Consider the following 12,990-nt stretch of genomic DNA (forward strand, 5'->3'; position numbering starts at 1 on the left):
CTCACCCGCAGCCGACGGACGCCGACTCGTCGTAGGCGAGTTCCACATCGTGGGTGATCCGGCCCGCGCCGACGGTGACGGTGCTGCTCACCGAGGGATATCCGCGCGCCACCACGGTGTAGTGACCGGCCGGGAGATCCGGGACCACGTAGCGGCCGTTGCGGTCTGTGCGGGCGGTGGAGATCCGATCACCGCTCGCGTCCAGAACGGTCACCTCGGCATTGGCGACCGCCTTGCCGTGCGCCTCCACGGCGCCGGCCAGGGTCGCCATCGGTTCCAGGCCGACATCGTGGCGCAGCAGTCCGCTGTCGGGAATGGTGAGGGTGACCGCGGTGGGGTGCATCCGGTCGGCGACCACGACGAGGGTGTGGGTGCCCGAGGCCACGCCGCCGCAGCGGTAGCCGCCGTCGCCGCCTGTCACCGCCGCCCCGATCACCTCTCCGTGCGGATCGGTGAGGGTAACCGTCGCTCCCGCAACGGGTTTCCCGTCGTCGGCGCGGCGGACGGTTCCGGTGAGCTCACCGGAACTCGGTAGGGTCAGATCCACGGTCTGTGCCACCGCGCCGACGACGACGGTGACGGCCACCGGGCGATGCGCGGCGGCGGAGGCGATCAGCACATAACTGCCGGGCGCCGGCGCGGGGAGGCGGTAGCTACCGTCGGCTCCGCCCGTGGCGCGCGAAACCTGGTGTCCGCGTTGGTCGATCAACGTCAGCGCCACATCCGGAACCGGCCGGCCGTTCTCCCGCCGGACGCTGCCACCGATGGCCCGGTCCTCGCCCGCGATATCCACCGCCTGCGGCGCCGACACTCCCGCGATTCCGGCGGCCACCGCGCTATCGTGCCGCGCGGCAACAGGTTCCGGCTCCGAGAGCGCCACCGGCTCCGCGCTGCCGTCCGTCTCCGCGGCGACGGCCTGCGGTGTGTGCGCGCGCACCGACGGAATGATCAGGGCGGCCAGTGCGGCGAGCACGGAAACGCCGGCCAAGAACCAGAACACCCGGGAATACCCGGAATCGGCCGGTAGTCCGTGCGCGGTGGTGGCACCCGAGGTCAGCAGCACGGCCGACACCGCGCTGCCGATCGCGCCGCCGACGGTGCGGACGTTGGCGTTCATCCCGGTCGCCGCGCCGGTCTGGGCGGGCGGCACCGCGGCGACGATGATGGCCGGCATCGACGAGAAGGCCAGTCCGATACCGATGCCCAGCAGCGCACCGGCCAGGTAGATCTCCCAGCTGTGGTCGTGCCCGACCGCGAGCATCACGAACGCCGGAACGGTGATGACGCTGCCGATCACCACGATCGCCTTGGGGCCGATGCGCGCCGCCAGCGGCCCGATCGACAGGCCGATCACGAACATCGCCACCGACAGCGGCAGCATGTACAGCCCGGATTGGGTGATGCCGGCGCTCAGGCCGTATCCCGCAACCGCTTTCGGGGTCTGCAGCAACTGCGGCAGGAAGGTCATCATGGCGTACATGCCGGCGCCGGTCAGCACGGCCACCAGATTCGTCGTCCACACCGCCGGAATCCGCATGGTGCGCATATCGATCAGCGGGGTGGCCGATTTCAGTTCGACCACGATCCAGGCGGCCGCCGCCACCACGGCCAGCGCGAACAGGCCCAGGGTCAGCGCCGAACCCCAGCCCCAGGACGGGCCCTTGCTCACCGCCAGCAGCAGCGCCACCAGCCAGGCCGACAGCAGCGTCGCCGCGCCCCAATTGATAGTGCCCGGACTACGCACGGGCGACTCCGGCACGAACACGATCGCGGCCACCGCGGCGATCGCGGTGATGATCATCGGCACCCAGAACAGCCAGTGGTAGTTCAGGTGTTCGACGATCGGGCCCGCCAGCACCAGCCCGAGCCCGGAGCCGACGGCGATGAGCGAGGAGGCGATCCCCACCGCGCCGTGCAGCTTCTTCGCCGGGAACTCGTCGCGAATGATGCCGAATGCCAACGGAATCACGCCACCGCCCAGGCCCTGGATCACCCGCGCCACGATCATCACCCCGACCGATTCGGTCAGCGCCGCGATCAGCGAACCGGCCGTCAACGCGACCAGCGTGACCACGAGCATGCGCTCCTTGCCGACCTTGTCGCCGATCCGGCCGAGAATCGGCGTCGCCACCGAGGCCGAGAGCAGATATCCGGTCATCAGCCAGGTCGCGGTGCTCTGCGTGGTGTGCAGGGCCGGAATCAGCAACGCCAGTACCGGGACGACCATCGACTGCAGCAGTGCGTAGGCGGAGATGCCGAGCAGCAGCACCGCGAAGACGACGTTGTAGTGCGGGCGGGATTTGACGCGCGCCACGGGTGGTTTCCTCCCACGAGACAGAAGCGGAGTGAATCTCCGGTTAGAAACCATAACAGGGATGTGAGGCCGTCTCCGGCCGAGCGAACGTGATCTCGACCTCAGCGATCGGTAGCCACCATGTTGCTTTGAAAGGTATCGGACGGTCCGCCGATCCCTCACAATGAGGACAACGATGAGGGATCGATCGAGAACTCGGGTATGCGCATGACCGCACAGCTGGCCGGAAACGGGACATTGTCGGTTCTGCGCGCCGCCTGCGTGAGTGCCGGCTTCGAACCGGGGGGCGCACGGGAGGTGCGGTTCGGCGCCCGCACCGGTTACCGATTACCCAGTGGGGTTGTCGTGCGGATCAGCCGCCCGGATCATCGACCCGAGGCAAGGCGCGAGATCGAGGCCGCCCGCTGGCTCAGCGCGTCCGGGATCGCGACCCTGCAGACGGTCCCGGACGTACGTCAACCGCTCGAAATTCAAGGGCGGACGGTGACCTTCTGGCAAGCCCCGCCGCCGTACCACAACGTCACCGCGGGCGATCTGGCCGAAGCGCTGCACCGGTTGCACAGCACGGCTCCGCCGACGACGTTCACCCTGGGCCGGCTGCAGCCCTTCCTCGGCATCGCCCAATTGATCGAGACCGCCGACTTGTTCACCGGCGACGACCGCCGCTGGCTGCACGCCCGTCTCGCCGAACTGCGCGGGCGGTGGGCCCATCTGCCGAACGGGATGCAGTGGGGCGTCATCCACGGCGAGGCCTGGGGCCGCGAGTTCGCCGCCACCGTCGACGACGGCGTACTGGTGCTCAATCTGGAGAACCTGTCGATCGGCCCGCCCGAATGGGATCTCGTACCGACCGCGATCGCCTACGCCTCGCTGGGCTGGATCAGCAGCGCGCAGTACGCCGGGTTCTGCGACGCCTACCACCTCGACGTCATCCGGTGGCCGGGGTTCTTCCTGCTGCGCGACATCGTCGAGTTCCGGATGACGATGGACGCCGTCCGCGCCGCCGTCGCCGACCCGATACACCGCCACCAGGCGCGGTGGCGGCTGGCCTGCATCCGTGGCGACGAAGGTCCGCGGCAGTGGCCGGGCTGGGTGCCCCTGCACTGAAACCGCCCGGCCATCACGTGAGTCGGCCGCGGGCCGCGGAGAGCGGTAGGACACTATGGGCTGATGACCGATATGCCTGCCATGTTCACCGTCGACGACGCCGGTCGGTACCTGCCCCGCAAGTGGGCGTACGGCCGCTGGGGTGCGGACATGCTCAGCGGCCCCGCCGTCTGCGCGGCCGCCGCGCGCACGCTCGAACGGGAACACGGGTTGCCCGGTTTCGTGCCGGCTCGGTTCACCATCGACCTGTTCAAGGCGGCCAAGGGGCAGCCCCTCGAGGTGCACACCGAGGTGATCCGCGCCGGTCGGCGCATCCACATCGCCTCGGCGAGGGTCCGCCAGGGCGAGGTCGAGGTGGCGGAGGCGCGGCTCGTTCAGCTGCGTGCCACCGATGCCCCTCCGGGCGAGGAGTGGCATTCCGAGCATCCGTTCGACCCGCCCGCCGACGCCGGGGTGGATTGGTGGTACCGCAGCGACAACGATTGGTCGACGTCGATGGGCGACCATCAGAACGCCGGCCGCAAGAGCCTGTGGGCGGTCCCGCTGAGTGCGGTCGAGGGCGAGGAGCGCAGCGCGTTCGTGGAGGCCGTGGTCGCCGCCGAGTCCACCAGCCTGGTGACCAATTGGGGCTCGCAAGGCATCGGATACATCAATGCCGACCTCACCGTGGCACTCGACCGCCTGCCCGTCGGCGACCGGATCGGGCTGCGCGCCGAAACCCACCTCACCGGCAACGGCGTATCCGTCGGCACCGCAACACTTTTCGATTCCCGCGGGCCGATCGGCACCGGCATGGTGACCGCGGTCGGCAACGCGGCCGCCCAGATCGACTTCTCCGGGAACGGGATCGACTTCTCCGAAAACTGAGGCGCCGGGCGATAATTCCGTCCCGATATCGCGGCGCCGCGCGTGTCGGGTTGACCACACGAGGGCCGGTTCCGACGATCGTCGGGGTGAGCCCGATCCGAAGGACGACCGCCGCGCGGCGTCGGCGCCTGTGGCCGGTAGTGATCGTCGTCCTCGGTGTGGTGGCCGCACCGCCCCCGGCGACCGCGGCCCCCGCCGACGAGCTGTGGTCCTCGACGTCGGAATCGTTCGCACCCGGCGATTTCCACGCCGCGCCCTATCTGGGCAACGGCCAGATCGGGACGGTGCTGCCGCCCAGCGGCGGCGGCTACCACGACTACGGCGACGCGGTGCGGACGTCGTTTCCGCTGCAGCAATCCCGGTACACCGGAACGTATTTGGCGGGTTTCTACGCCCAGGCCGCGCCGTCACCGCAGTACACCCAGGTGATCGCCGCTCTGCCCGCGTGGTCCGGGCTCAGCGTCGAGGTCGGCGGACACCGATACGACGCGGACGTGGATCCGGCGACCGTGCACGACTACCGGCAGACCATGGACTACCGCACCGCGACGGTCACCACCCGGGCCGACTGGACACCGGATCCGCAGCACCGGCTGCGGCTGCGCTACGACACCTTCGTCTCCCGCGACCGGCCGGATCTCGCGGTGCAGAAACTGACCGTCACCCCCGAGTACCCGGGCGAATTCGAGGTCGTCGACCGGATCGACGGCGCGGCGGCGCGGCGAGTCGTCCCGCTGACGACCACGGCCGATCCGGGCAGCGGACGCACGGTGTCGGGCGTCCGCGCCGAGGGAACAGCCGACACGGCATTCGTGGTCTCCTCCGTCGATTCCCCGCCCCGGGCCGCGGGCACCGCACTACCCGGCGCCGACGGCATCCGATACCGGCTGCCCGCCACCGGAAACGACAGCTACACCTTCACCGCGTACACCGGCATCTCCTCCACCGACTACGGGGCCGATCCCCTGGCCGCCGCCACCGCCGCGGCCGAAGCGGGCCGCGCCCAAGGCTTCGAGGCCGCGCATTCCGCCCATGCCGCGCAATGGGACCGGTTGTGGCAGCCCACCCTCGAGACTCCGGGCCGCACCGACTACACCCGATGGATCCGCGCCGCCCTGTATTCGGTCCTGGCCAGCGTCCGGGCGGGCGAACGCTGGTCGGTGCAACCGGCGGGGTTGTCGTCCGACGACTACGGGGGCATGACGTTCTGGGACGCCGAGACCTGGATCTTCCCCACGCTGCTGGCGCTGTATCCGGACCTGGCCCGCACCGTGGTCGATTTCCGTGCCGCCGCACTGCCCGCCGCCCGGGCCAATGCCCGCGGCTACGGACTGCCCGGCGCGCTGTATCCCTGGAACGACGGGCCCGCCCAGCGCTGTGCGTCCCCGATCGGCTGCGGTCTGACCGAGGAACATCTGCACAACGAAATCGCCCTGGCCCAATGGCAGTACTATCTGGCCACCGGCGATCGTGACTGGCTGCGCACCAGCGGCGCCCCGGTGATCACCGCGATCGCCGATTACCTGACCGCGCGGATCGGGCCGAAACTGCCCGACGGCGCCTACCATTTCGCCCCGGCCGCCGGATCCGACGAATACGTCGCCTTCTCGATCGACAACGCCCTCACCAACGGCGGCGTCCGCAACACCATGGATATCGCCGCCCGCGCCGCCGGACTGTCCGGCCTACCCGTCGACCCGCGCTGGGCCGATATCGGCGCGCATATGGCGATGCCACCCGATATCGCCCCCGGCGTGCCGGCCGAATATCTCGGCTACACCGGCGCCCCGATCAAACAGGCCGACACGGTGCTGCTCAGTTATCCGTTCACCTATGCGGCGCCGGGGTATTCGCCGGCCGCGACGATGCGCTACTACTTCGACCGCACCGATCCCGACGGCCCGAATATGAGCAACAGCGTCGGCGCGATCCTCAGTGCCCGCTACGATCCCTGCCGCACCCAGTACTACCTGGACCGATCCGTGCAGCCCTACGCCCGCGAACCGTATGGATTCCAGGCCGAGGCGCGCGGGGACCGGTCGGGAGCCAACGCGCAGGGGCAGTCGGCGTGGATCTTCGTCACCGGTGCGGCGGGATTCTTGCAGGGACTGCTCTACGGTCCGCTCGGATTGCGCTGGACCGACAGTGGCGCGTCCGTCGATCCGATGCTGCCCGGCGGTTTTCCCGACGGCCTGACCATTCGCGAACTGGCGATCGGCGCCACCCGGATGACCGTGCGCATCGGGCCCGCGACCACCACGCTGACCCTCACCTCAGGCGACCCGATCACCCTGCAGACGCCGGGCGGTCCCGCCGAACTGGTTGCCGGACAACCGCTTTCGGTCCCCACCCGCACCGCATGCTGAGGCGCACGACCGACTTGCGCACGCGCCACCGGCCGATCCGTCGCGACCGATCGTCCGAAACGAGCGTCGTGCGGTTGCGCGATGCGGGCGCCGGCACCACGATCGCCGGTGTGCAGAACCACTTCGTCTTCGGCGACCGGCAGCACCGGTCCGTCCTCGGCAGGACCGCGCACGAGGATCAGCCCGGCATCGTCCCGGGGCTCTGGATCGCGGCGCAGGCGATCGCCTCCGGCCGGTTGCCGGTGCCGTGGGACCGGCTCGAGCGTGCGGGGGCCTCGGCGTGAGCGCCATCGAGCAGGTCGCCGATTCGGTGTACGTGGTGGCCGGAACGAACGTCAACTGGTCGCTGATCACCGGTGATTCCGGCGTCGTCCTCGTCGACGCCGGCTATCCGCGCGATACCGGCGCGGTGCTCGATTCCCTTCGCCAGATCGGCCACGAGCCCGCCGATCTGGCGGCGATTCTGCTCACCCACGCCCATCTCGACCACATCGGCGCCATCCCGACCCTGGTCGAACGCACAGGTGTGCCGGTCTACACGGGAGCGGACGAGGCCGCGCACGCGCGCCGGGAGTATCTGCAGCAGATCACTCCCGTGGACATGGCCCGCCAACTCCGCACCCCCGGTGGACCGCGGTGGGTGTTCCAGACGCTGCGCGCGCTGGGCGGCCACGTGGGCATGAGCGTGCCCACCGCCACCGCCTACGACGAGAACACCCTGCGGCAGTTGCCCGGCGGTATCGTGGCCGTTCCCACGCCGGGGCACACGACCGGCCACACCGCTTATCTCATGCCCGCCGAAGGCATCCTCTTCAGCGGCGACGCCCTGGTCACCGGCCATCCCCTGCTTCCCGACACCGGACTGCAAGCACTACCCGAGGTCTTCAACCACGACGAGACACAGACCCATATCACCGCGGAATCGCTGATCGCACAGCGCCCGCGGCTGCTGATACCGGGCCACGGAAAACCCATGGCCCGCTGATCCCGCCGGCCGGCCGATCCGGCATCGCTACACCCGGGCCGGATCCCGGGTCTCGGCCTTGGCCGCTTCGCGGGCCAGGATGCGCGCCCGCTGCTCCTCGAAGCGCACGACATCGCGGCCGAGCTTGTCGAGATAGTCGGCGAGCTCCTGGCGGGCGCGCTCGCCCCGCTCGGTGAAGTCGGTGCGGCCGAACACATTCCAGTGCCGCAGCACCGGATTCAGCACCTCGTCCAGATGCTGGCGCAGATCGTAGATGCCGTGCTTGACCATCAGCACACCGTTGCGCCGCCAGTTCGGCATACCGGTGCCGGGCATGGCGAAATTCTTCGCGATCGTGGTGACCGCTTCCATCGCCTGATCCGGCGCCAGATCGAACGCCGCCGCCGCGAGCGACCGGTAGAAGATCATGTGCAGGTTCTCGTCGGCCGCGATGCGCGCCAGCATGCGGTCGGCGATCGGGTCGTCGCACACCCGGCCGGTGGAGCGATGGCTGATGCGCGTGGCCAGCTCCTGGAACGTCACATAGACGACCTGGTGAAGCATGCCGTGGAAGTACTCGGGGGCGTGCACGCCGCGCGTCATGTGCACCATCCGGTCCTGCTCCAGCGCCACCGGGTCGACCCCGCGGGTGACCACCAGATAGTCGCGCATGGCGATGGCGTGGCGGTTCTCCTCCGCGGTCCAGCGCCCCACCCAGGTTCCCCAGGCGCCGTCGCGGGAGAAATGTTCGCTGATGGTCCGGTGATAGGAGGGCAGATTGTCCTCGGTGAGCAGATTGGTGATCATCGCGACCTTCGCCACCTCCGACAGCCGAGACTGTTCGGGATCCCAATCGACACCGCCGAGTGCGGCGAAATTGCGCCCTTCGTCCCACGGCACGTAATCGTGCGGATGCCATTCCTTGGCGGTGGCCAGATGCCGGTCCAGTTGGTCCGCGACGACCGGCTCGAGTTCGGTGAGCAACTGCAACTGCGTCAAATCCTTTGGCATGCAATTCCTTTCGAGAAGGTGAACCATCGGGTTTACGACACACAAGGGCGATCCGAGAGCAGTGTTGCGGCGATACGCTACCCGCTGCCCAGCGGTTGCCGGAAGTTTCCCCCGATGTGCCCCCCGTTCGACATCGCCGATCACGTCGCGCTCCAATTACCTGCCCGCAGAATCAAACCTGAAGTCCGGACAATTCGGACGTGACATACTCCTCTTCAATTAGTTAGCCATCGCAACTATATTATTTGGAGACCCATTCCGTTTTCCTGTCGATGAGGGAGAGAACTTGGCTTCCGCCCAACCCGCCGAGGACCTGGATGCCTCCGACATCCAGACCATCGGTCGCCGGCTCCGGGTAGATCACGACCACCCGCACTACAAGTGGGTCGCCCTGTCGAACACGACCCTCGGCATGTTGATGGTCACGGTCAACTCGTCGATCGTGATCATCTCCCTGCCGGCGATCTTCCGCGGGATCCACCTCAACCCGCTCGAACCCGCCAACGTGAGTTACCTGCTGTGGATGCTGATGGGCTTCATGCTCACCTCCGCGGTGCTCGTGGTGATGTTCGGCCGCCTCGGCGACATGTTCGGCCGAGTCCGCATCTACAACCTCGGCTTCGTCATATTCACCGTCTGCGCGATAGCGCTGTCGTTCGATCCGTTCGATCTCGGCGGCGGTGCGATATGGCTGATCGCCTGGCGTGTGGCGCAAGGTGTCGGCGGCGCCATGCTGATGGCCAATTCCACGGCCATCCTCACCGACGCCTTCCCGGCCAGGCAGCGCGGTATGGCTCTGGGCATCAACCAGGTCGCGGCGGTGGCCGGCTCGTTCCTGGGTCTGCTGATCGGCGGTCTGCTGGCCGAATGGGATTGGAAGGCCATCTTCTGGGTCAGCGTGCCGTTCGGCATCCTCGGCACCATCTGGTCCTACAAGTCGCTGCACGACAACGGCGCGCGCCAGCCCGGCTCGCTCGACATCCCCGGTACCGTCACCTTCGCGCTCGGCCTCACGGCGCTGCTGGCCGGGATCACCTACGGCATCCAGCCCTACGGCGACTCCAAGACCGGCTGGGGCAATCCCTGGGTGCTGACCGGCGTCATCGGCGGCATCGTGCTGCTCGTGCTGTTCTGCGTCATCGAGGCGAAGTCGAAGCAGCCCATGTTCCACCTGAGCCTGTTCCGCAACCGGACCTTCGCGCTGGGCAGTTTCGCGAGCCTGATGTCCGCGATCAGCCGCGGCGGCCTGCAGTTCATGCTCATCATCTGGCTGCAGGGCATCTGGCTGCCGCTGCACGGATTCGACTTCGAATCGACGCCGCTGTGGGCCGGTATCTACATGTTGCCGCTGACCATCGGCTTCCTGGTCTCGGGACCGCTGTCCGGATATCTCAGCGACCGCTTCGGCGGGCGGTTGTTCGCCACCGGTGGCCTGTTGCTCGCCGCGATCACCTTCGTGCTGCTGATCGTGATCCCGGTGAACTTCAACTACTGGTTGTTCGCGCTGATCATCCTGCTCAACGGCCTCGGCATGGGCATCTTCACCTCGCCGAACACCGCCGAGGTCATGTCCGCGGTCCCCGCCTCGCAGCGCGGTGTCGCCTCCGGCATGCGCGCCACGCTGATGAACGGCGGTATGGCACTGTCGATCGGCATCTTCTTCTCGCTGATGATCATCGGCCTGTCCGGCACCCTGCCCGGCGCGATGAATTCCGGGCTGAAGGACCAGGGCGTCCCCGCCGACGTCGCGGGACAGATCGCGGATATGCCACCGGTCGGCAGCCTGTTCGCGACCTTCCTCGGCTACAACCCGTTCAAGGAGTTGCTCGGCCCGAGCGGCACGCTGGACAAACCGGGCGTGCATTCCGATGTCCTGACCGGCCAGGAGTTCTTCCCGCACCTGATCTCCGATCCGTTCCATTCGGGCCTGGTGGTGGTGTTCCTCGCCGCCGCGGTGATGATGCTGCTCGGTTCGATCGCGTCCTGGTTCGCTCGCGGCGACTACGTCGAACACGAGGCGCAGGAACTGGCCCAGGCGGCCGATGCCGGTCTGCTCACCGGCGCGGACGCCGAGGCCGAAACCGGCCGCCCGGCAACCAACGGACACGCCGTGCCCGCCGGTCACCACGCCCTCGCGGCCACCGCCGTGATGCCCGCGGCGGCTCCGCCCGCACGCTCGGAGCGTTCGATCACCGGACGCGTGCTGCGGACCGACGGTCGGCCACTCGACGGCGTGGCGCTGACGCTGATCGATCAGCAGGGACATCAGGTCTCGCGCGCCACCGGTGACCCGCAGGGCGGGTACGTGATCGATCCGCCGGCTCCCGGCAGCTACGTGCTGATCGTGTCGGCCCGCGGGCAGCAGCCGACCGCGGTCACCGTCTCGGCCGACGGACGGCCGCAACGCCTCGACGTGACGCTGCACGGTTCGGGCGAGGTGTCCGGTTTCGTCCGGGCGGCGGGCCGGGCCGTGGCCGACGCGACGGTTACCCTCACCGATCTGCGTGGACAGGTCGTCGGCGCCGCGGTCACCGACGCCGACGGCGGATATCTGTGCTCGGGTGTCGTCGGCGGTACCTACACGCTGGTCGCGGTGGCCGCACATCTGCGCCCGGCCGCCCTGACCCTGACCGTGCCCGACAGCGGCGTGGTGCACCACGATGTGGAACTGACCCCGCTGGCGGTGCTCACCGGCTCGGTCCGCGCCGGCGACCGCGCGGTACCCGACGCCCTGGTCACGGTCCTCGACGAGACCGGCGCCGTACTCGGCACCGCCCGCACCGACGGCGAGGGCCGCTACACCGTGACCGATCTGACCGAGGGCACTCACACCGTGGTGGTTCGCGGCTATCCGCCGCGTGAGGGCCGGGTCGAGGTGGCCGGCGGCGCGGTCGAACACGACGTGCGGCTCGGCTACGACCTGCCCTCCGGCAGCGAGGCCGCCGAACCGGACCCGTCGGAACCGGCGTACGACCGGGACTGACCGAGACCGGCCGACACCGTCGGCCTGCGCGTGGCTCCAGCACAGCGTGGTGCTGGGGCCACGCAAAAGTCCGATATCGCAGGCTCTTTCGCCAGGCGCCTAGCTGGAGCGACGCTGACGCGGCGCGGCACAGTCACTTCCCACCCGCGGCGACGCCGCGGAGCTGAGGGCATACTGCGGCGATGAAAGTGCCCTGAACGCCTGTCCCCCTTCGGCTTCGGCGTGCCGTCCGAAGCCCCAAAAAACGGCCGCTACCTGCACACAACGGTGTCCGCGTCAGCAAACTCGACCGGACACCGACGTGCCCACCGTCCGGCCGCTGGTTGTCACGGCACGAAAAACGCCGTTAAGCTGGAGTTTGCCAGAAAGATGCTGAGAGTGAAGCATCCTGGCCGACGAGTTCGCCCGCGTGCAGTCGACTCGAGGATGGACCGACATGACCTTCCTTGCCCTCGGATATCTACGCAGAGATGTCTCGCGACGGCACCAGCATTGGGACGAGTCCCAAATACGCTGGCTCGCAGGGCGTTTGGGCTACAACCTATGTAAGACCGTGGCATTGAGCAACCGCACCTGCGACCCGATCCAGCAGCTGATCGACGCGGTGGTGCGACTCGACGCCGAGGCCGTCGTCGTGCCGAGCCTCGACCACTTCGCCGATCGGGTGATCCCCGCCGACCTGCTCGCGATCACCGACGTCGTCACGGTCACGCCCGAGCACACCTATGCGCGATGGGTCGGCGATGAACTGACCGAATTGAACGGTACGTGAGCGGCCCGGAAAAGCCTGTCGCGCAATTCGTCCGGATCCGTCGATCGACGTGCGGGCGAATTGCGCGACGGGTTGCCGCCGGCGAGGTCAGCTGCCGGTGATCGCCTCGTAGTAGAAGAAGTGGTGGCCCTTCGCATCACACGAGAAGCTGCCGTGGAAGCCGACCGCACACGTCGACCCGGCGTGTGAGACGGCGGGACCGGCGGTCGGCCCGGAGCCGGCGCTCTGACCGTAGGTCGAGATGTCGGGGTTGCCGCCGGGCAGGGTGTGCGGAGTTCCCGCATCGAATCCGGGATGCGCGGGCGCCCACGGCACGTCGATGACGACCTCGCGGACCGGGAAGGGCACCGGCACCGAGACGTTGCCGCTGAGCTGGATGGACATCCACGTCGGCGTGGCGAGGTCACATCCCACGCTGCCGTCGTCGGCGATCGAGCAGTTCAGACTCCCGGCGGAAAAGTACACCGGCCCGGGCGTGTCGGCGCCGGCCACGCCGCCGAATGCGAGCGGCGCTGCCGCACCGGCCGTCGCCAACGTACGCACGATCCATCGTTTCACGCTGCCTCCTACGGTGTGATGATGTCCCTGACATACCCATCGGCCCAC

10 protein-coding genes and 1 pseudogene are annotated in these 12,990 nt (G+C 68.6%); 8 read left to right on the forward strand and 3 right to left on the reverse strand.

Going from position 1 to position 12,990, the window contains the following annotated elements:
- Position 1: 1 nt before the first annotated feature.
- On the reverse strand, positions 2-2,314 hold the full coding sequence (locus NA3_RS35975; RefSeq protein ID WP_063917474.1) for an MFS transporter: 2,313 nt from the start codon (positions 2,312-2,314) through the stop codon (positions 2-4).
- Between the two features lie 207 nt (positions 2,315-2,521).
- Between NA3_RS35975 and NA3_RS13620 the strand changes: the two genes are divergently transcribed.
- The 5 genes from NA3_RS13620 (at position 2,522) to NA3_RS13640 (ending at position 7,639) form a co-directional block, all read left to right on the forward strand.
- Complete coding sequence (locus NA3_RS13620; RefSeq protein WP_063917495.1) at positions 2,522-3,421, forward strand: aminoglycoside phosphotransferase family protein; 900 nt, start codon at positions 2,522-2,524, stop codon at positions 3,419-3,421.
- A gap of 63 nt (positions 3,422-3,484) precedes the next feature.
- Positions 3,485-4,288 (forward strand): acyl-CoA thioesterase domain-containing protein, encoded by an 804-nt coding sequence (locus tag NA3_RS13625; RefSeq protein ID WP_062963940.1) that lies wholly within the window; start codon positions 3,485-3,487, stop codon positions 4,286-4,288.
- 86 nt (positions 4,289-4,374) lie between these two features.
- On the forward strand, positions 4,375-6,654 hold the full coding sequence (locus NA3_RS13630; RefSeq protein WP_167354986.1) for a glycosyl hydrolase family 65 domain-containing protein: 2,280 nt from the start codon (positions 4,375-4,377) through the stop codon (positions 6,652-6,654).
- A 68-nt stretch (positions 6,655-6,722) separates the two neighbouring features.
- On the forward strand, positions 6,723-6,938 hold the full coding sequence (locus NA3_RS13635) for a hypothetical protein (protein ID WP_128145335.1): 216 nt from the start codon (positions 6,723-6,725) through the stop codon (positions 6,936-6,938).
- Positions 6,935-7,639, forward strand: a complete 705-nt coding sequence (locus tag NA3_RS13640) for an MBL fold metallo-hydrolase (RefSeq protein WP_062963943.1) — start codon at positions 6,935-6,937, stop codon at positions 7,637-7,639. Before NA3_RS13635 ends, NA3_RS13640 begins: the two co-directional genes overlap by 4 nt.
- Positions 7,640-7,666: 27 nt before the next feature.
- Here NA3_RS13640 and NA3_RS13645 read toward each other — a convergent pair whose 3' ends face one another.
- Positions 7,667-8,629: an acyl-ACP desaturase gene (locus NA3_RS13645; RefSeq protein WP_062963944.1), complete on the reverse strand. Its 963-nt coding sequence runs from the start codon at positions 8,627-8,629 to the stop codon at positions 7,667-7,669.
- 286 nt (positions 8,630-8,915) lie between these two features.
- Between NA3_RS13645 and NA3_RS38580 the strand changes: the two are divergent.
- From NA3_RS38580 to NA3_RS13655, 3 genes and pseudogenes are all read left to right on the forward strand, one after another.
- Positions 8,916-10,634: pseudogene (locus NA3_RS38580) on the forward strand (MFS transporter); the annotation flags it as partial.
- A gap of 144 nt (positions 10,635-10,778) precedes the next feature.
- Positions 10,779-11,612 (forward strand): MSCRAMM family protein, encoded by an 834-nt coding sequence (locus tag NA3_RS38585; protein ID WP_227995458.1) that lies wholly within the window; start codon positions 10,779-10,781, stop codon positions 11,610-11,612.
- A gap of 436 nt (positions 11,613-12,048) precedes the next feature.
- On the forward strand, positions 12,049-12,384 hold the full coding sequence (locus tag NA3_RS13655) for a hypothetical protein (RefSeq protein ID WP_062963945.1): 336 nt from the start codon (positions 12,049-12,051) through the stop codon (positions 12,382-12,384).
- An 87-nt stretch (positions 12,385-12,471) separates the two neighbouring features.
- Here NA3_RS13655 and NA3_RS13660 read toward each other — a convergent pair whose 3' ends face one another.
- Entirely contained in the window at positions 12,472-12,942 is a 471-nt protein-coding gene (locus NA3_RS13660) for a hypothetical protein (RefSeq protein ID WP_062963946.1), read from the reverse strand.
- Positions 12,943-12,990: the final 48 nt, after the last annotated feature.

Source organism: Nocardia africana NBRC 100379 (genome assembly GCF_001612635.1).
Lineage (GTDB): Bacteria > Actinomycetota > Actinomycetes > Mycobacteriales > Mycobacteriaceae > Nocardia > Nocardia africana.